The following is a 17,789-nucleotide window of genomic DNA, read 5'->3' on the forward strand; positions in this document are numbered from 1 at the left end:
TGGCGAATGATGGAACCCGCATCCTTGAATGGCGTGCCCGGCAACGTGTTGATTGTCGAGGACGACCCGATCATCGCGCTCGATTTCGAGGACACCATCCTCGGTTTCGGGGTGAAGGCGGTTCGGACCGCGGGAAACGTCGTCAAGGCGCTCGAAATGATCGCCGATCAGGCGCCGGATTTCGCGCTGCTCGATGTCGGGCTGGTGCGTGAGAAGAGCTTTGCGATCGCCGAGCGCCTCGCCGAGTTGAAAATTCCCTTCATCTTCGTCACGGGCTACGGCGCCGATGTCAGGCTGCCGGGGGCGCTCGCCGACAAGCCGCGGCTGCCGAAACCCTATTCATCGGATGCGCTGAAGGCGCTGCTGCTGCGTTTCGGCGATAGCGACGGGCGCTGACGGATCAGGGCTGCTGCCAGCCGTTTCCGACATGCGGATTCGCTAATTTCCGCGGCCTACAGCGTGCCTGCTGCCCGGAACTGGGCGCTCGCCCGTTGCAGGCTCTGCGGCATGTTCATCAGCACGGCCTTGCGGTCGGCCACCGCGTTATGGAACTGATCGAGCGCGATATTGAAGGCGGTCAATGACCCCTCCTCAATGGTGCCATGCTCGAAGCAGCGCAGCGTATCGCGCAGGATGTCATCCGCTTCCGTCTGCATCTGGTCGAGTTCTTCGGTGGAATCGCTGCGGCGCGCGGTGGCGATCATGTCCAGCAGGCGTTCGCGCAAGGTGCTGTTGTTGTGGCGCTCGTCCTTCTTCAGATAACCGGCGAACCAGGCTCCGGCGGAGCCCATCGCCGACAGCCCCATCAGCCCCCACCAGATGAAATCGCCATAGCGCTCGAAAAAGGTTTTTTCCTCGCCGTCGACGTAAGCCGCGGCGCCGGGATGCACGGGTAGAACGGCATCCTTGTCGGTGTCCGGTGTCTCGATCTGCGCCGCCAGCGGGAAATCGGTCTTCAGGGTCTGTCGGACCGCGAACAACTGCCGGGTGAAGGTGGCGACGGTCGCTTCCGGCAGGCCCTTCCGCGCCACGATGTGGTGGGAGAAGCTGATCGTCTTGATCTCTTCCTCGGGCCTGGCAGATGAGCCGCCGAAGGCGCCGGCAGGTATTTCGGAGACCTCGTAAAACGGGTGGTTCTGGGCGATCGCCCGGGCCGAATCGATCGCGAGGAAGGTCGGAACCCCACCATCCCTGATCGAGGCCGCGATCGCGTCCGCGGTGATCTTGCTGTTGACCGGACCGGCGGCGAGATAGGCATCCGCCTTCTGGTTGCGGATGGCTTCGGCGGCCTCATGGGCAGGAAATTGGACGATTTCAACCTTGGCCGGGTCGACGCCATATTGCTGCAGGATCAGCTTGAGTAAATTGACGTTGGCTTCGGTGCGGCCCACCACGCCGATGCGGCGTCCGGCGAGCTGGACGATCTTGGTGATCTTCGGCGCCGCCTTGTTGCCTTTGGCTTTGGTCGCCGGAGGCACCCACAGAACTGCGACATTCTTGCGCAGCGTCGCCACGGCCTGGGCATTTTTCGGCACGTCGAGATCGCCCCGGATGATGGCGAGATCGGCCTTGCCTTCGGCCAGCGCCTGGGCGCTCGCCTTGGCGCCATCTGTCTGCATCGGGCGCAAACGGATCTGGCCGCGCGCCGGGACGAAGGCCTGCGTCAGCGTCTGCACCACCTTGACGTCTTCGCTGTTGGCCGGGCCGACCGCGATCCGCAGCGTCACCGGGCGCATCGCGAAATAGTAGGCCGCCGCGACCGCGCCGACCAAAGCGAGGAGCCCCGCCAGCGTGACGAACATCAGCCGTCGCTTCGCCGATCGCGGCGACCGCGGCCTCGGCGGCTGGACCAGATCGGGGTCTCCGCTCGCGGATCTCGCAAACAATCGCTTGACGTCCAAATTCATGCTGCCAATCGGTTAGATTGATATTCTAGCAAATTTCCTGCCGGATCGGGGTTACTTCTGCGTCATGGTTACTGCGGGGCTCTGGCAAGGATCTGGACGGGCTTTGCCGCCTTATTGTGGCATGGATCCCCGAACTCAACTTCGGTGTTAGGGTAAAGTTCACGTGAAACGGAGGCGATCATGGCGGAACGGTTGTCGGCGGAGGCACGAAAAGCGGCGCTGCTGGAATTGCTGCCGGGGTGGACCGACGCGCTCGGACGCGAGGCAATTGAGCGAACCTTTGTCTTCAAGGATTTCAACGAAGCATTCGGGTTCATGACCCGCGCCGCGCTGATGGCCGAGAAAACCGATCATCACCCTGAATGGCGCAACGTCTACAAGACGGTGGAGGTGGTTCTGGCCACCCATGACGCCGGCGGCGTGACCGCGCTCGATATCGGGCTCGCCAAGGCCATGAACGCGATTGCGAGGCAGTTCGGCGTCGTCTGATGCCGCCCAATCTTGCAGCGCGGGCGCGACATCCCCAACTGTTACCTGCGACAGCCGCGGCGATCCGCCGCGCAAGTTTGGGGGAGCCTTAAGCGATGGCATCCGAACATAGCGTGGGTTTCGAGCCGGCCGATGAGCTGGCGAAGGACCGCGAAAGCGTGCGCCGGCGCTTCTGGATCAAGCTGAAGCGGGTGGCGGGCAGGCTGCCGTTCGCCGAGGAACTGCTCGCGGCCTATTACTGCGCGTTCGACCGGCAGACGCCGCGCCATGTCCAGGCGGCGCTGCTCGGCGCCATCGCCTATTTCATCATTCCGTTCGATTTCGTCACCGACGTGTTGCCGGTGCTGGGCTTCACCGACGACGCCGCGGTGCTTGCCACCGCGATCCGGATGGTCGCCACCCACATCCTGCCGGAGCATCGCGATGCCGCCCGCGCCGCGTTGCAGCGGGGCGTCGATCGCGAGGGTTCCGCCCCCCGCGAGGCCGATGTCTGATCCCGACCGAGGTCCGTAAACTACCTCGGCTTTTGCTCTGGCCGCAATTGCGCCCGCGCCTGCTCGGCCTCCCATGCCTGGAACTGCTTGAACAGCGATTCCCGTTCGGAATCGGAGGACAGCTTTCCGCTGGTCGTCTTCTGCTTCAGGAAGTCGTCGAAACGGCTGCGCGCCACAGGCTCGATCTTGTGCGCGTCGAGCCATTGTTTGGCGGCCGGAAAACGCTGCCAGTCGGGCAGTGGCGCCGAGAGCGACACTTCCTTCCATTTCGGATGGAACGGCGGATTCTGGAAGGCCGGAAATTTGGTGAAGAACTTGTCCACGAACAGCGCGAGCTTGCGATAGCGCTCGGTGTCGGGCGCCCAGTTATAGGCCGCCAGCACCGCCGGCACCGCGATGGTGTCGACCTGCCTCTGATCCGAAATCAGGTTGGGATAGTCCTTCGCCGACAGGCTCGCCGGCAAATAGTCGCCCTGCAGCGGCCTGGCGTAGTCGACCGGAACGAGGTGCAGCCGGTCATCCTTGATCTGGCTGACGGCTCTGGACGGCTTGCCCTGAACCGCAATCACCGCGTCGATTTCGCCGGCCTTCAGTTTCTCAAGCGCGATGCGCTGTTCGACATAAACCAGCTTCGGTTTGATTCCGAGCCGCTCGAACACGATCGAGGCGGTGACGAAGGTGCCGCCGTTGGGAAGATCGACGCTGACGGTCTTGCCGTCGAGCTCCTTCATGCTGCGGATCGATTTCGGCGCGATGACATGCATCTCCTCATTGTAGAGTTTTGTGACATAGGAGAATTGCTTCTTGATGCCCTTGGCGAAACCCTTCTTCTCGAGATAGTCGAGCGTGTCGGATCGCACGATGCCGAGGTCGACGCCCTGCAGAAACAGAATGTCGGCGACGCTCTGCACCGAGCCGCGGCCGACAATCGAGAGTACGCGCAGCTTGTTGCCGTCATCGAGCACCGACGCAAGGTCGGCGCCGAACTGAACATAGGTGCCGCCGATGGTGCCGGACATCACCGTCACCGTATTGGCGTTCAATGCCTTCTTCGTCTCGACCGATCCGAACTGGAAGATCGCCTTGAGACTCTCGCTGACCTTTGCAGGGTCAAACTCGGTATCCTCGGCCCGTGCCGCGAAGCCACAAGCCATCGTCATGGCCAAAACAGCCATTCCAAGTAAGCGTTGCATGGTGTCCCCCTGCTATCGTGAAAAGCTAGTTCTGCATTTGGCTTAGGCGCAGCTGCGCCTCCGGTGACCCGAACCGGGCTGCTTTCCGGTACCAGTCACGCGCCTTCGCCGGATCTGGAGTGATGCTTCGCGCATCCGGCGTTCCCAGCACGGCCGGGTCGTAGGTCTGGGCCAGCAGCAGCGCGGCGCTGGCCTCCTGCGCGTCCGCTGCGCGCTCAAGCAGCAATCGGGCTGCGGCGATATCGCCGATCGTGATCAGGCCCATGGCCCGCTTCAGCAGCGTCGCAAGTTCGCCGGCATCCAGCTGTCGCGCCGGCGTCGCCGCGGCCGCGGGGGGATGGATTTGCTGCTGGCTCTGGTGCGCAGCTCTCAGGGCGAGAGCGATTTGATCGCGCGTCGGTGCGGCCTCTGCGGGGGTCGGCAAAGTGGCGAGGCTGACCGTTGATGGAGTGGCCGGCGCCGGCTGAGCGGTGGCCGGTCGTGCTGCTGCCCCGCGCTCTAAAGTGGATTTTGCGGTGTCGTTGGACTGAACGCCGATCAGCGATGCCTTGGCGCTTGCAAACAGCGAGAGGGGGTTTTCCACTGACAGGATTGCAACGGTGATAGCTGCCGCGGATACCGCAAGAATACCCGCCTTGATGAACTTCGACCAGGCTACCGCTCCATTCAGATTTCTCTCGCCGCCGCTGCCGAAACCCCGGTATTGGGGCTCGGCGGCATCACTGGAGAGAAAGAGTGGAGTGCCCTCGGGGAGGAAATAATCACTCTTCGCCATCGATGGCGTAGAGCCATATGCCATTAATTCGGGGCCGCCTGCAGGTTCGTCGAGCGACTCGACCGCTTGTTCGCCGAGATGCGATGTCGGCCTTGTATCCTGCGCCATGGTGATGCCTCCCGCGCTACTCACGCAACATCGGGGCATTCCGTCATCAGCTTTTTATTATTATTGTAGTCGACCGGACGCCCGCTACCGAGCCCCATAAGTCGCATTTTGAATCAGTCCAAAAAGCGACCATCGCCGGCGCGAATCGGGAGATATCTTGATTTCATTGCGGCAAGACCCGACGTTATCAGGGCGAGTTCGTGCACCACACACAGTTCTTGTCCTCCGCGAAAGCGGGGAACCCTCTACTCCGAGTTGATTGAGTTCAGCCGAGAAGCCACGGCGTACTGGGTCGCCCGGTCAAGCCGGACGAAGACAGTCTTGCCATGTTGCACACGCGCGCAATCGACGCGCCGATGCCCCGCATCACGGATGCAGGATCACCTTGCCCATCGCCTTGCGGCCGGCGAGCACCTTTAACGCGTCGGCGGTCTGCGCCAGCGGGAAGGTGCGGTCGACATGCGACGAGATCTTGCCTTCCGCGGTCCACTTCACCAGCTTCTCCAGATTGGCGCGGTTCTTCTCCGGATTGAGCCTGGCCCATGCGCCCCAGAATACGCCGCGGATGTCGCAGCCCTTCAGCAGAGCGAGATTGAGCGGCATCTTCGGAATGTCGCCGGCGGCGAATCCGATCACCAGGAAGCGGCCTTCCCATGCGATCGAGCGCAACGAGGCCTCGGCATAGGTGCCGCCGACCGGATCGAAAATGATGTCGACACCCTTGCCGCCGGTCAGCCGCCGCAGGCCTTCCTTGAGATCTTCCGTGGCGTAGTTGAGCCCGAGCTCGGCGCCGTGCGCCTTGGCGAATTCGAGTTTTTCTTCCGATGAAGCGCAGGCGATGACCTTCAGGCCCATCAGCTTGCCGAGTTCGCATGCCGCAAGGCCGGTACCGCCGGCGGCGCCCAGCACCGCCATGGTCTCGCCCGGCTTCAGGCTGGCGCGGTCTTCCAGCGCATGCAGCGCGGTGCCGTAGATAATGAAGATTCCGGCGGCGCGATCGAAATCGAGATTGTCCGGAATCTTGACGATCGAATTGGCCGGCAGCGCGATCTTTTCGCGCGCGCCATTGTGGCCGCAGGACGCCGCCACGCGGTCGCCGACCTTGAGGTCGGTGACCCCGGCGCCGACGCTTTCGATCACGCCCGCTACTTCTGCGGCCGGTGAAAACGGGAACGGCGGCTTGATCTGGTATTTGCCCTGGATCATCAGGAGATCGAAGAAATTCAGCGCCGCCGACTTGATCGCGATCACGGCCTCGCCAGGTCCGGCGACGGGATCGGGCACGTCGGCCAGCACGAGATCGTCGGGGCCGCAATATTGCGAGCAGAGAATGGCTTTCATGGACACACCTGAGTTTCGGACGCACAAAGAGGGCTGAATGCTTCTTGCCGGATTTGCGGTCGGGCTACAATACAGGGCGGAGGAATCAAACGATGTTCGAAAAGGGACTGCTGGCGAAAAAACGCATATTGGTCACCGGCGGCGGCTCCGGGCTGGGGGCTGCGATGGGACGCCGCTTCGTCGAGCTCGGCGCCGAACTGATCATCTGCGGCCGCCGGCTCGAATTGCTGGAGGCGACCGCGGCGCAGCTGCGCAGCGAATTCGGCGGCAAGGTCAGCGTCGTCAGATGCGATATCCGTGACGGCGCCGCGGTCGATGCCATGTTGGACGCGGTCTGGCGCGAGGCGCCGCTCGACGTGCTGGTCAACAATGCCGCCGCGACCTTCATCGCGCAGACCGAGCATCTGTCGTTTCGCGCGGCGGACGCGATTCTGGCGCCGACCCTGCACGGCGCGATGTATTGCACGCTCGGCGCCGGCAAGCGCTGGATCGAAGGCGCGCACAAGGGCGTGGTGCTGAGCATCCTCTCGACCTCGACCATCACCGGCCGGGCCTTCACGGTGCCCTCGGCGATGGCGAAGTCCGCTATCCTCGCCATGACCAAAAGCCTCGCGGTGGAATGGGGACCCAGGGGCATCCGCACCGTGGCGATTGCGCCGGGCGCGTTCCCGACGCCGGGTGCATCGGGCCAGCTTCGGCCCGAGGGCCGTGCCGACGGATGGTCGTCGAAAAATCCGCTCGGCCGTGTCGGCGAACATGGCGAATTGGCCGATCTCGCGAGTTTCCTGATTTCGGACCGCGCCGGCTACATCAACGGCGAAATGGTGGTGCAGGATGGCGGCTCGCATTTGCGCAGTTCCGGCGCCGAGGATTTGCTGCAATGGACCGATGCACAGTGGGAGAAGCAGCGCTCGGCGCGCTCGAAGGGCTGAGGCCGAACCTGGGCGCGCGGTTCTGGCTGCGCCCGGCTCAGGGATCCCTAACTGCCTTCCCAAAAAGGCATTTCCCGGCTATCCATCGGTGCGTGATCGGCGATGCCGGGGCCATCTTCCAGTCACAATAATGAGGGAACCAGATTTGGTCATGTCTGTGCGGCGAACTCTGATATCCCTGATGGCGAGTGTGGTTGTGTGCGGGATCGCGGTCCCTGCGCAGGCGCAGAGCGCGTCGCCGAAAGCGTCGAAAGACGCCAAAGCAGCGCCCGCCAAGCCGGAGGCCAAGCCAGCCGCCGCTGCTGCTGCGGGCGGCGCGGAACCGACGCTGATCGGCCAGTTCGGCACCTGGGGCGCCTACACCGCGGCGCCGAACGGCAAGAAGGTGTGCTTCGCGCTGGCCAAGCCCTCGTCGTCGAAAACCAATCCGCCGAATCGCCCGCGCGACCCGGCCTACGCCTTCGTCTCGACGCGTCCGGCCGAAAAGGTCACCAACGAAGTCTCCATCATGATCGGCTATGCGCTGAAGCCGGGCTCGGAATCGTCGCTGGAAGTCGGCGGCGCTTCCTACGCCATGTACACCCAGGGCGACGGGCTCTGGATCAAGAACGCCGCCGAGGAAGAGCGCATGGTGGAAGCCATGCGCAAGGCCGCCGAAGTGACGGTCAAGGGCATGTCGGCCAAGGGGACCGAGACCACGGACACCTTCTCGCTGAAGGGCCTTGCCCAGGCGCTCGACCGGCTGGCGCAGGATTGCAAGCGCTAGGCCTGCTTCTGACGCTGAAAACGTTGTATTTGGTGGCTTTCCAGCAGGCCCTGGAAGGCCTATTTGATGTCCCATGACTGACACCTTGACCCATTCGCCAGAAGCCCATTCCGGCGCCAATGCGCCGTTGGAAAAGATCGCGCTCGAAACCTACGTGCCGCTGGCCAAGCCGTCGCTGGTCGGGTTGTCGCGCGCCGAGATTTCCGACCGGCTCGGCGCCATCGGCGTTCAGCCGTCGCAGCGCAAGATGCGGGTGCAGCAGCTGTGGCACTGGATCTACGTCCGCGGCGCGCAGAATTTTGCCGACATGACCAGCATCTCCAAGGATATGCGCAGCACGCTCGAGACGCATTTTACCGTGGCGCGGCCCGAGGTGGTCGCCGAACAGATCTCCAGCGACGGCACCCGCAAATGGCTGTTGCGATTGCCGAGCGGCGACTCGATCGAAAAAGCGCATGAAGTCGAGTGCGTCTATATTCCGGAAACCGACCGCGGCACGCTGTGCGTTTCCTCGCAGGTCGGCTGCACGCTGACCTGCTCGTTCTGCCACACCGGCACGCAGCGGCTGGTGCGCAACCTCACCGCGGGCGAAATCGTCGGCCAGATCATGGTGGCGCGCGACCGTCTCAACGACTGGGCCGACCGCGAAACCCCGACCGGCAGCCGCCTCGTCACCAATGTGGTGATGATGGGCATGGGCGAGCCCCTGTATAATTTCGAGGCGGTGCGCGATGCGCTGCTGATCGTCTCCGACAATGAAGGCATCGGCATTTCCCGCCGCCGCATCACGCTGTCGACCTCAGGCGTGGTGCCGAACATCGCCCGCACCGGCGACGAGATCGGCGTCATGCTGGCGATCTCGCTGCATGCGGTGCGCGACGAATTGCGCGACGAGCTGGTGCCGCTGAACAGGAAATATCCGATCGCCGAATTGCTGAAGGCCTGCCGCGACTATCCAGGCTCTTCCAATGCGCGGCGCATCACCTTCGAATATGTGATGCTGAAAGGCGTCAACGATTCGCTCGACGACGCCAAGCTGCTGGTGAAAATGCTGAAGGGCATCCACGCCAAGATCAATCTCATTCCGTTCAATCCGTGGCCGGGCACGCGCTACGAATGTTCGGACTGGGACCAGATCGAGAAATTCTCCGAATACATCTTCAACGCCGGCTACTCCTCGCCGGTGCGCACGCCGCGCGGCCGCGACATCCTGGCGGCCTGCGGCCAGTTGAAGTCGGAGACCGAAAAACTCTCGGCACGCGAGCGCCAGGCGCTACGCGCCATGGCGATGACGGATTGATGCGTGCAGAGGGCATCTTCGATGGTGCTCATAGTGAGTCATGTTCAGATCCTTCATGGTGAGGAGCGCGTTCAGCAGCGCTCTGCGGTGCCGAACGCGCGTCTCGAACCATCGGGCACACGGCCTGCTGCCATCCTTCGAGACGCCGCGCAGAGATGCGTGGCTCCTCAGGATGATGCCCGGAGGCGCGCTCGACACATGAGAAAATTGATATGGCACTGATCGGCCGCCTGTTCGTCATCCTGTTCGGTTTCCTCGCCGCCTGCCTGGTGGCGGGGATCATCGTGGTCGGCACGGTGCTGTTTCCGGAGTTTTCCGATTTCGCCGGTGGCGTGATCGACCCGGATGCGTTGAACATCCTGCTGGGTTTCGGTTTCATCTTCCTCAGCGGCTTTGCGCTGCTGCCGGCGACCATCGTGGTCCTGATCACCGAGGCGTTCTACATCAGGAGCGTGCTGGCTTACGCGATCGGCGGCGGCATCGTCGGTCTCGCCTGCTATCTCGGCCTGATCCCGTTCGATCCCGACACGCTGCGTTTCGACGGCATCGTCCGCCGCCACCTCGAAATCATGACCGGCGCCGGCATCGTCGCGGGCCTGGTCTACTGGCTGATCGCCGGCCGCAACGCCGGCGCCTGGCGCGAGCCGCGGCGCCCGCTGCGGCCCCCGCCGCCGTTGCCATCGCATTCGCCGGTACCGCCGCATACTCCGTCGTCATCCTGAGGTGCGCGCTCTTGCGCGCCTCGAAGGATGGCCGCAGGCACCGGGTCCGTCATCCTTCGAGGCTCGCCGAAGAGGCTCGCACCTCCAGCGATAAAGGCGAAGCCGTTACGCAGGGATGACGGGCTCTTTTCATCCCCGGCCGCCTCGGCTAAACCCCGCGCCATGAACCGATCGGGACTCTATACCGCGCTGGCCCTGGCGCTGATTGTCGGATTGCTGTTCGGGATCTATCCCGAGCTCGATCTGCAGCTGGCCGCCCTGTTCTTCGACGCGTCGAACAAGAACTTTCCGCTGAAATTCAACACGCTGGCGATGTTCGCGCGCGACGCCGCGATGTGGATCGCGTGGGGAATTGCACTGCCGTCGATTGTCGCACTGGTGGTGAAGCTGGCGCGGCCGGACAAGCCGCTGCTGGTGCCGGGACGTACGGTGTTCTTCCTGCTCGTGACGCTGGTGCTTTCCGCCGGCATTCTCACCAATCTCGTGTTCAAGGGCTATTGGGGCCGGCCGCGTCCCGTCGTGGTCACGGAATTCAACGGCCCCCAGCAATTCGTGGCGTGGTGGGATCCGCGCGGCAGCTGTGGCCGCAACTGCTCGTTCTTCTCGGGCGAAGGCGCCACCGCGTTCTGGACCTACGCGCCTGCGGCGCTGGCGCCGCCGGCGTGGCGGCCGCTGGCGTTTACCGCCGCGACGGTGTTCGGCGTGGTCACCAGCGGCTTGCGGATGGCGTTCGGCGGCCACTTCTTCACCGACGTCGCGGCCGCCGGGCTGGTGACGTTCATCGTGGTCTGGCTGGCCTTTGGCTACATCTATCGCTGGCCCTCGACCCGGCTGACCGACGCGCGCATCGACGCTGCGCTGACGCGGTTCGCATGGCCGCTCTACCGGCTGCGGCAGAAATGGCGCGGGCGCGACGTCGGCTCCCGCTAAGTAAACGCGTGCCCATCGGCGCGAAATTTGTTATTCGCGCACTCAAACCGCCAACGACGCAAAGCAACGTCCGTCATTTCGACCGATTGGAAGCTCGATGAGTACGATCCTGAAAAGCCTGCCCAAGGGGGAAAAAGTCGGTATTGCTTTCTCCGGCGGCCTCGACACCTCAGCGGCGCTGCTGTGGATGAAGCAGAAGGGCGCCCGCACCTTTGCCTATACCGCCAATCTCGGTCAGCCCGACGAGACCGATTACGAAGAGATTCCGCGCAAGGCGCTGGAGTTCGGCGCCGAAATAGCCCGGCTGGTGGATTGCCGCACGCAACTGGTCCACGAAGGCATTGCCGCCATCCAGTCCGGCGCCTTCCACGTCTCGACCGGTGGCATCGCCTATTTCAACACCACGCCGCTCGGCCGCGCCGTGACCGGCACGATGCTGGTCTCGGCCATGAAGGAAGATGGCGTCAACATCTGGGGCGATGGCTCCACCTACAAGGGCAACGATATAGAGCGGTTCTATCGCTACGGCCTGCTGACCAATCCAAACCTGCGAATCTACAAGCCCTGGCTCGACCAGCAATTCATCGACGAATTGGGCGGCCGTGCGGAGATGTCGGCGTTCATGACGTCAAGCGGATTTGCCTACAAGATGAGCGCCGAGAAGGCGTATTCGACCGACAGCAATCTGCTCGGCGCCACCCACGAGGCGAAGGATCTCGAGAGCCTCGACAGCGGCATCAAGATCGTCAACCCGATCATGGGCGTGCCGTTCTGGCGCGACGATTGTGTCGTCAAGGCGGAAAAGGTCACCGTGCGTTTTGAGGAGGGCCAGCCGGTGGCGCTTAACGGCCAGACCTTCACGGATCCCGTCGCGTTGTTCCTCGAAGCCAACGCCATCGGCGGCCGGCATGGCCTCGGCATGAGCGACCAGATCGAGAACCGGATCATCGAGGCCAAGAGCCGCGGGATTTACGAGGCGCCGGCCATGGCGCTGCTGCACATCGCCTATGAGCGCCTGGTCACGGGTATCCATAACGAAGACACCATCGAGCAATACCGGATCAGCGGCATGCGGCTCGGCCGATTGCTCTACCAGGGGCGATGGTTCGATTCGCAGGCGCTGATGCTGCGCGAAACCGCCCAGCGCTGGGTGGCTCGCGCCGTCACCGGCGAGGTGACGCTCGAACTGCGCCGCGGCAACGACTATTCGATCCTGAACACCGAAAGCCCCAATCTGACCTATGCGCCGGAGCGGCTGAGCATGGAGAAGGTCGAAGACGCGGCATTCACGCCGGCGGACCGTATCGGTCAGCTGACCATGCGCAATCTCGACATATCGGATACCAGGGCCAAGCTGGATCTCTACGGAAAGACAGGCTTGCTGTCGGCCGGAGAAGGCTCCGACATCTTCAGGCTGGATAACGACAAGAGTTGAACCGCGCGGGCATAACTCCTGATCATGCCGCGGGCTTCATCAAGCTGAAGTTATCGAGTTGTCATTCAAGGCTGGTAGGGTTGCCGACTCCGCGCGCGCGCTTCTGCGACAGAGAAGTCCCAGTGCTCGCGCCGGAATTTTCTGACGCGGAGCACCAACATGATCAAGCATTTCGCCACAGCGGCCCTCATGGTTCTGGCGTCGGCATCGCCGCTCCTTGCCCAGACTGTCTACCCGATCGATCGCGCCGCGATCCTTGCCGGCGCGAAATTCGACTTCAAGGTCGAATTCCCGGATCGGGTCGATCCGGCGAAATTGAAGGTGACCGTGAACGGCGAGGATTATGCCGCTGTGTTCGGCCGGGCCGGAAATTTCATCGAGCGCGAAGACGGCAAGGACCAGTCGGCGCTGATGCTGCGCGACGTCGCGTTGACGAAGCCCGGCCGCGTCACGGTCGAAGTCGGCGATGGCACGCGCGGCCGCAAGCTGGCATGGACGGTCTACGACACCGGACCGCGCAGGGCGAAGAACGTCATCCTGTTCATCGGCGACGGGATGTCGCCCGCCCATCGCACCGCCGCGCGGCTGCTGTCCAGGGGCATTGCGGAAGGCAAGAGCCTTGGCAAGCTGGCCATCGACGATATGCCCCACATGGCGCTGGTAGCGACGGCGGGTTCGGATTCCATCATTCCCGATTCGACCAACACGGCCAGCGCCTATGCCACCGGCCACAAGACCGCCTCGGGCGCGATGGGCGTCTATGCCGACCGCACCCCTAATCCGTTCGATGACCCCAGGGTCGAAACCATCACCAGTCTGGCAAAGCGCCGGCTCGGCCTCGGCATCGGCATCGTCACCAATACCGAGGTCCAGGATGCGACGCCGGCCGCGATGATCGCGCATACCCGCCGCCGCGCCACCTATGACGAGATCGTCGAACAGTTCTTCGCCGCAAGGCCCGATGTCCTGATGGGCGGCGGCGCCGCGAACTTCCTGCCGAAAGGCGCGCCCGGCTCGAAGCGCAAGGACGATATCGATTACGTCGCCCGGTTTCGCGATGCCGGTTACAAGGTGGCGATGACAGCGGGCGAGCTCCATGCGCTGGCGGCCCAATCCGATTCGCGCCAATTGCTCGGCCTGTTCGCGTCAGGGAATATGGACGGCGCGCTGGACCGCAAATTCCTGAAGGGCGGTGGCGTTAGCAAATTTCCCGAGCAGCCCGATTTAACCGAACAGCTCCAGGCCGCATTGAGCGTGCTGTCGAGGAATGACGCCGGCTTCTTCCTGATGGTCGAATCCGGAATGATCGACAAATACGCGCATCTGCTGGATATGGAGCGCGCGGTCTACGACACCATCATGCTCGACAATGCGGTGCGGCTAGCGCGCGACTGGGCACGGGCGCGCGGTGACGACACCCTGATCCTGGTCGTGGCGGATCACAATCACCCCAACAGCCTCGTCGGCACCATCAGCGACGACATGAGCACGATTCCCAACGTGCCAATGCGCGAGCGCGTGGGCGTCTATGAGAAGGCGGGATTTCCCAATTATCCGGCGCCCGATGCCGAAGGCTACCCGGCGCGCGTCGACGTCAGCCGCAGGCTCGCGATCTTCTCGGCCGCGCTGCCGGATCACTACGAAACCTTCCGTCCGAAGCTCGATGGTCCGAACCAGCCGACGGTGAAGGGCGAGGCGCCCGGGACCGTCAGGGCCAACGAGAAATACAAGGATGTTCCCGGCGTCGCGCTGCGTTTTGGCAATCTGCCGGCCATCATGGGCGCCAGCGTGCATTCAGGAGAAGACGTGATCCTGACTGCGGCCGGCCCCGGCAGCGAACGGGTCCACGGATCGATGGACAATACCGACGTCTTCCGCGTCATCGCCGACGCCTTGGGGCTGGCGCCCGCGGGGCAATAGCGCAACTTTTTCTCCCCTCCCTCCACGCGCCCTTGCGCGTGGCGGGGAGGGGAGAAGAAAGCACTCAAGAAAGTTGTGGTGGCGCGAACATCAGCTTGACGCAGCTGCGGAAGATCATGATCTGCCGCTCCAGCCGGCGCGGATCGTTCAGTGTTTTCGACAGAATGATGGCGCCGTCGACGATGCATGACAGCATGTCGGCGAGATCGTCGAGGTCGACCGCCTCTTTCGGCGGATAGGCCGCGGCAATGCCCTCGAAGATGGCGCGGAAGCGCGCGTTCCAGTCCCGCACCGACTGCGCGGTGAGGTCGCGCACCTCGCGATCGAACAGCCGCTCCTGATAGCAGATGCTGGCGATCAGGCAGCCGGGATGGCCGTTCGGCAGGTCGGCCATCACTTCGGCCAGCAGTTTCAGCGAGATCAGGAATGCCTGCAGCGGATCGTCCGACAATTGCCGGCCGCGCTCGAAGATGTCGTCGAACAGCCGATCATTGGTGTCGACATAACGCCGGACCATTTCTCGGGCGAGCGCGTTCTTGTCCCGGAAGTGATAGAAGAAGCCGCTCTTGGTGAGACCGGCCTCCGCGATGACTTCCTCGATCGAGGTGGCGCCGAAACCCTTGGCGAGGACGGCCGCTTCCGCGATCTCGAGGATTCGTTCCCGCGTCGCTTCGCCTTTTCCCATTCCACGCTCCGAAACTGTACTCGCGGTACGGATTCTTCCGCATCCAGTTGCGCCACGGTTTTGCCTTTGCCGTGCACCCTGCTGAATTCGTATCATTTTTCGGCCGAAGGTTCAGCCGCACCACGCGCGCGCTAGCAAGCCGCGACATTATGCGGCACCAGTCGCGGCAGACCGAAACCGGTGTCGCGAGACCTAACGGACGGTAGGGCTTGATGATTACGGAGATGATTGCAGTGACAAAGTATCGACACGACCTGCCGCAACGCCGCGGTGGCATTTTTCTGACCGACGGCGGCATGGAAACGACCTTGATTTTTCACGAAGGCGTCGAGCTGCCGCACTTCGCGGCCTTCGTGCTGCTCGACAGCCCGGACGGCCGGCAAAAGCTGAAGCAGTATTACGAAGCCTATCTCGCGGTGGCGCGCGCGCACGGCGCGGGCTTCGTGCTCGACAGCCCGACATGGCGCGCCAATCCCGATTGGGCCGACAAGCTCGGCTATGATGCCGCGGCGCTCAAGGCGATCAACGTCCGTTCGATTGCATTCCTGCAAGACTTGCGCGCGAGTTGGGAAAGGCCGGAGGCGCCCTGCGTCATCAGCGGCGCCATCGGTCCGCGCGGCGACGGTTACAAGTCCGGCAACATGGATGCCGCGGAGGCCGAGGCCTATCACGCCGCACAGATTGCCGCGTTCGTCGAAGGCGGCGCCGACATGGTGACCGCCTATACGCTGAACACCACCAATGAAGCGATCGGCGTTGCGCGTGCGGCCAGCGCACAGCGAATTCCGGCGGTGATCTCGTTCACGGTGGAAACCGACGGCCGCCTGGTCAACGGCGAGACGTTGCGCGAGGCCGTTGAGGCCGTGGATCGCGAGACGTCCGGCGCGCCGGAATATTTCATGATCAACTGCGCGCACCCGGTGCATTTCGAGAAGGCGCTGCAGGCAGATGAGGCTTGGGTGAAACGCATCCATGGCGTGAGGGCCAACGCATCGACCAGAAGCCACGCCGAGCTCGATGAATCCACGACACTCGATGCGGGCGATCCGCACGATCTCGGCCGGCGCTACCGCGATCTCCGGCGCACGTTCCCGGCGATGCGGATGCTCGGCGGCTGCTGCGGCACCGACCACCGCCATGTCGCAGCGATCTGCGAAGCCGTCCTGTCGCCGCGCGCGCTCAGCGCCTGAATGCCCAACAAAATGGCCGGGATTTCTCCCGGCCATTCTTCCTTCTTGCGTTTGCCTTGCCTCAGCGGCGCGGCGGCGCGGTGCCGGGCGGCGGGGGCGGCAGCGATGCCGATCCGCCGGTCAGCAGCGGCCCGATGTTGCGGATGGTGACGCGGCGATTGACGATACTCGGCCCGTCGACGTTCTCTTTCGGATATTGCTCGCCATAGCCCTGCGAGGTCAGGTTTTCCGCCGGCACGCCGAATTGCTGCGTCAGCAGCGTGGCCGCCGACTCGGCGCGGCGATCCGACAGCGACAGGTTGTCGACATCGGATCCCACCTTGTCGGTATGGCCTTCGATCAGGAATACCGCGCGCGGGTTGGCCGTGATGGCGCGATTGAGCCCGTCGGCGATCGCCTGCAGCTTCGAGGCCTGATCGGGGGGAATCTCCCACGAACCGGTTTCGAAGTTGATGCTGTTCAGGTCGATGCTCGGCATGCGCTGGCGCACCGAGGCGCTGTACCGTATCTCGTCCAGCGAATAGCGCCGTTCGAGCCGCTCGACCGGCGGAGCGATCAGGGTGTCGTAGAGCAGGGCCGGCGATGCTTCGTCGGCCTCGACGATATAACGTTCCCGCGGAATGCGCAGGACCGGCGGCGCGAGGTCGACATAGAAGCCGCCGAAGCCGCGCGGGCCTCGATAGCTGTTGTCGATGATAATGATCTCGCGGCCCCGCTCGTCCCTGCGAATCCGCCGCAGCAACTGGCCGCTTCGATCGTTCACGGTGATGATCTGCGTGCCATCGGGACGGATCACGATGGTGCGTGTCTCGTTGCCGCGCTGCTCGGTCCTGATGTCCCGCGCACCATAGCGGAAGCGATCGACTTCGTTGTGACGAATGAACGACCGACCGCTGGGATCTTGAATGATCACCCGGCCGGGCTCGGTGATGACCGTGCGGCCGCCTTCCTGGGTCTCGCGGCGTTCGCTTCGGAATCCCTCCAGCCTGGTGGGCCCTCCCTGCTGGGCGGGCGTGCCCTGCGGAATAGCCTTCAGGCCTTCGGCCGGTGGAGGGGCGGGCGGGATCGGCGCCGCGACCGTCGGCGGCGGCCCTCGGACGATCGGTGCGCCCGGCGGCAACGCCGTCTGGCCTCCCGGGGTGGGCGCAACGGTCGGCGCTCCCGGAGCAGGGCTCGCAGTGGGCGAAGGAGCGCCCGGAGTCGGCGTGGGCGTGGGTGTCGGTCCGCCCGAAGGCGGTTCGGTTCGGGCCGGGGATGACGGCGGACCGGTTCGAGCGCCGGGCCGTCCCGGAGGCGTTGTCTGAGACGGCGGCGCTGTTGCCGCGGGCGGGGCGCCCGGCGCCGGCGTTGCTCCCGCAGGGGGAGTACCCACGCCGGACCCCGCCGGCGGGGTTACCGTTGGCGCGGCGGGAGCGGGTGTGGCGGATGACGACGGCAACTGCTTGCCGCCCGCGGGCGGCGACACCGGCGGCACGCCCTTCTGGGGCGCAACAGGCGCAACACTCGGCGCGGCCGGCGGCGTTGGCGGCACCGGTGACGGTGCGGCCGCGGGAGGCGGTGGCGGTGCAGTCCGCGCAGCAGGCGGCGGCGGCGGCGGCGTCG

The 17,789-nt window shown here is 64.1% G+C and carries 17 protein-coding genes; 11 read left to right on the plus strand and 6 right to left on the minus strand.

The genetic code is table 11. The annotated features are described in order from the left end of the window. Positions 1-6 precede the first annotated feature (6 nt). On the plus strand, positions 7-396 hold the full coding sequence (locus Q8N40_RS25665; RefSeq protein WP_305713815.1) for a response regulator: 390 nt from the start codon (positions 7-9) through the stop codon (positions 394-396). A 56-nt stretch (positions 397-452) separates the two neighbouring features. Here the strand turns inward: Q8N40_RS25665 and Q8N40_RS25670 are convergent, their stop codons facing one another. Then, the gene (locus Q8N40_RS25670; RefSeq protein WP_305713806.1) at positions 453-1,907 is read right to left on the minus strand and encodes a TAXI family TRAP transporter solute-binding subunit; all 1,455 of its coding nucleotides are present in this window, start codon (positions 1,905-1,907) and stop codon (positions 453-455) included. A gap of 180 nt (positions 1,908-2,087) precedes the next feature. On the opposite strand from Q8N40_RS25670, the gene Q8N40_RS25675 reads away from it, so the two are divergent. Together Q8N40_RS25675 and Q8N40_RS25680 are read left to right on the plus strand one after the other, a co-directional pair. Beyond that, entirely contained in the window at positions 2,088-2,396 is a 309-nt protein-coding gene (locus Q8N40_RS25675; protein WP_305713807.1) for a 4a-hydroxytetrahydrobiopterin dehydratase, read from the plus strand. Between the two features lie 95 nt (positions 2,397-2,491). Further along, positions 2,492-2,890 (plus strand): YkvA family protein, encoded by a 399-nt coding sequence (locus tag Q8N40_RS25680; protein ID WP_305713808.1) that lies wholly within the window; start codon positions 2,492-2,494, stop codon positions 2,888-2,890. Between the two features lie 20 nt (positions 2,891-2,910). On the opposite strand, the gene Q8N40_RS25685 is transcribed toward Q8N40_RS25680, so the two are convergent. The 3 genes from Q8N40_RS25685 to Q8N40_RS25695 form a co-directional block, all read right to left on the minus strand. Further along, positions 2,911-4,083 carry a TAXI family TRAP transporter solute-binding subunit gene (locus Q8N40_RS25685; RefSeq protein ID WP_305713809.1) on the minus strand — a complete coding sequence of 391 codons (1,173 nt, stop codon included), beginning with the start codon at positions 4,081-4,083 and terminating at the stop codon, positions 2,911-2,913. 25 nt (positions 4,084-4,108) lie between these two features. Next, entirely contained in the window at positions 4,109-4,966 is an 858-nt protein-coding gene (locus Q8N40_RS25690; RefSeq protein WP_305319885.1) for a hypothetical protein, read from the minus strand. A 366-nt stretch (positions 4,967-5,332) separates the two neighbouring features. After that, positions 5,333-6,307, minus strand: a complete 975-nt coding sequence (locus Q8N40_RS25695; protein WP_304874728.1) for an NADPH:quinone oxidoreductase family protein — start codon at positions 6,305-6,307, stop codon at positions 5,333-5,335. Between the two features lie 92 nt (positions 6,308-6,399). On the opposite strand from Q8N40_RS25695, the gene Q8N40_RS25700 reads away from it, so the two are divergent. The 7 genes from Q8N40_RS25700 to Q8N40_RS25730 all read left to right on the plus strand — a co-directional run bounded on the left by Q8N40_RS25700 (position 6,400) and on the right by Q8N40_RS25730 (position 14,312). Continuing rightward, complete coding sequence (locus tag Q8N40_RS25700) at positions 6,400-7,239, plus strand: SDR family oxidoreductase (RefSeq protein WP_305319886.1); 840 nt, start codon at positions 6,400-6,402, stop codon at positions 7,237-7,239. Between the two features lie 151 nt (positions 7,240-7,390). Next, a complete protein-coding gene (locus tag Q8N40_RS25705) occupies positions 7,391-8,005 on the plus strand; it encodes an invasion associated locus B family protein (protein ID WP_305713810.1) in 615 nt (204 codons plus the stop codon). A 73-nt stretch (positions 8,006-8,078) separates the two neighbouring features. After that, positions 8,079-9,305 carry a 23S rRNA (adenine(2503)-C(2))-methyltransferase RlmN gene (gene rlmN, locus Q8N40_RS25710; protein ID WP_305713811.1) on the plus strand — a complete coding sequence of 409 codons (1,227 nt, stop codon included), beginning with the start codon at positions 8,079-8,081 and terminating at the stop codon, positions 9,303-9,305. Between the two features lie 212 nt (positions 9,306-9,517). Further along, positions 9,518-10,027 (plus strand): hypothetical protein, encoded by a 510-nt coding sequence (locus Q8N40_RS25715; protein WP_305713812.1) that lies wholly within the window; start codon positions 9,518-9,520, stop codon positions 10,025-10,027. Positions 10,028-10,189: 162 nt separating this feature from the next. Continuing rightward, complete coding sequence (locus Q8N40_RS25720) at positions 10,190-10,957, plus strand: phosphatase PAP2 family protein (RefSeq protein ID WP_305320202.1); 768 nt, start codon at positions 10,190-10,192, stop codon at positions 10,955-10,957. A 97-nt stretch (positions 10,958-11,054) separates the two neighbouring features. Next, positions 11,055-12,392 carry an argininosuccinate synthase gene (gene argG, locus Q8N40_RS25725; protein WP_305320201.1) on the plus strand — a complete coding sequence of 446 codons (1,338 nt, stop codon included), beginning with the start codon at positions 11,055-11,057 and terminating at the stop codon, positions 12,390-12,392. 159 nt (positions 12,393-12,551) lie between these two features. Next, the gene (locus tag Q8N40_RS25730; protein WP_305320200.1) at positions 12,552-14,312 is read left to right on the plus strand and encodes an alkaline phosphatase; all 1,761 of its coding nucleotides are present in this window, start codon (positions 12,552-12,554) and stop codon (positions 14,310-14,312) included. Positions 14,313-14,376: 64 nt separating this feature from the next. Here the strand turns inward: Q8N40_RS25730 and Q8N40_RS25735 are convergent, their stop codons facing one another. Next, on the minus strand, positions 14,377-14,997 hold the full coding sequence (locus Q8N40_RS25735; RefSeq protein WP_305320199.1) for a TetR/AcrR family transcriptional regulator: 621 nt from the start codon (positions 14,995-14,997) through the stop codon (positions 14,377-14,379). Positions 14,998-15,230: 233 nt separating this feature from the next. On the opposite strand from Q8N40_RS25735, the gene Q8N40_RS25740 reads away from it, so the two are divergent. Further along, on the plus strand, positions 15,231-16,187 hold the full coding sequence (locus tag Q8N40_RS25740) for a homocysteine S-methyltransferase family protein (RefSeq protein WP_305713813.1): 957 nt from the start codon (positions 15,231-15,233) through the stop codon (positions 16,185-16,187). A gap of 61 nt (positions 16,188-16,248) precedes the next feature. On the opposite strand, the gene Q8N40_RS25745 is transcribed toward Q8N40_RS25740, so the two are convergent. Beyond that, positions 16,249-17,307, minus strand: coding sequence for an OmpA family protein (locus Q8N40_RS25745; RefSeq protein WP_371135817.1), 1,059 nt, complete (start codon positions 17,305-17,307; stop codon positions 16,249-16,251). Positions 17,308-17,789 lie beyond the last annotated feature (482 nt).

This window comes from Bradyrhizobium sp., assembly GCF_030693485.1.
Classification (GTDB): domain Bacteria; phylum Pseudomonadota; class Alphaproteobacteria; order Rhizobiales; family Xanthobacteraceae; genus Bradyrhizobium.

What these genes read in the sequence shown, in the direction of transcription:
- Q8N40_RS25695 (WP_304874728.1), bottom strand. Translation starts at nt 6,307, where the DNA reads ATGAAAGCCATTCTCTGCTCGCAATATTGCGGCCCCGACGATCTCGTG.
- Q8N40_RS25690 (WP_305319885.1), bottom strand. Translation starts at nt 4,966, where the DNA reads ATGGCGCAGGATACAAGGCCGACATCGCATCTCGGCGAACAAGCGGTC.
- argG (WP_305320201.1), top strand. Translation starts at nt 11,055, where the DNA reads ATGAGTACGATCCTGAAAAGCCTGCCCAAGGGGGAAAAAGTCGGTATT.
- Q8N40_RS25700 (WP_305319886.1), top strand. Translation starts at nt 6,400, where the DNA reads ATGTTCGAAAAGGGACTGCTGGCGAAAAAACGCATATTGGTCACCGGC.
- rlmN (WP_305713811.1), top strand. Translation starts at nt 8,079, where the DNA reads ATGACTGACACCTTGACCCATTCGCCAGAAGCCCATTCCGGCGCCAAT.
- Q8N40_RS25720 (WP_305320202.1), top strand. Translation starts at nt 10,190, where the DNA reads ATGAACCGATCGGGACTCTATACCGCGCTGGCCCTGGCGCTGATTGTC.
- Q8N40_RS25675 (WP_305713807.1), top strand. Translation starts at nt 2,088, where the DNA reads ATGGCGGAACGGTTGTCGGCGGAGGCACGAAAAGCGGCGCTGCTGGAA.
- Q8N40_RS25735 (WP_305320199.1), bottom strand. Translation starts at nt 14,997, where the DNA reads ATGGGAAAAGGCGAAGCGACGCGGGAACGAATCCTCGAGATCGCGGAA.
- Q8N40_RS25705 (WP_305713810.1), top strand. Translation starts at nt 7,391, where the DNA reads ATGTCTGTGCGGCGAACTCTGATATCCCTGATGGCGAGTGTGGTTGTG.
- Q8N40_RS25715 (WP_305713812.1), top strand. Translation starts at nt 9,518, where the DNA reads ATGGCACTGATCGGCCGCCTGTTCGTCATCCTGTTCGGTTTCCTCGCC.
- Q8N40_RS25730 (WP_305320200.1), top strand. Translation starts at nt 12,552, where the DNA reads ATGATCAAGCATTTCGCCACAGCGGCCCTCATGGTTCTGGCGTCGGCA.
- Q8N40_RS25665 (WP_305713815.1), top strand. Translation starts at nt 7, where the DNA reads ATGATGGAACCCGCATCCTTGAATGGCGTGCCCGGCAACGTGTTGATT.
- Q8N40_RS25670 (WP_305713806.1), bottom strand. Translation starts at nt 1,907, where the DNA reads ATGAATTTGGACGTCAAGCGATTGTTTGCGAGATCCGCGAGCGGAGAC.
- Q8N40_RS25680 (WP_305713808.1), top strand. Translation starts at nt 2,492, where the DNA reads ATGGCATCCGAACATAGCGTGGGTTTCGAGCCGGCCGATGAGCTGGCG.
- Q8N40_RS25685 (WP_305713809.1), bottom strand. Translation starts at nt 4,083, where the DNA reads ATGCAACGCTTACTTGGAATGGCTGTTTTGGCCATGACGATGGCTTGT.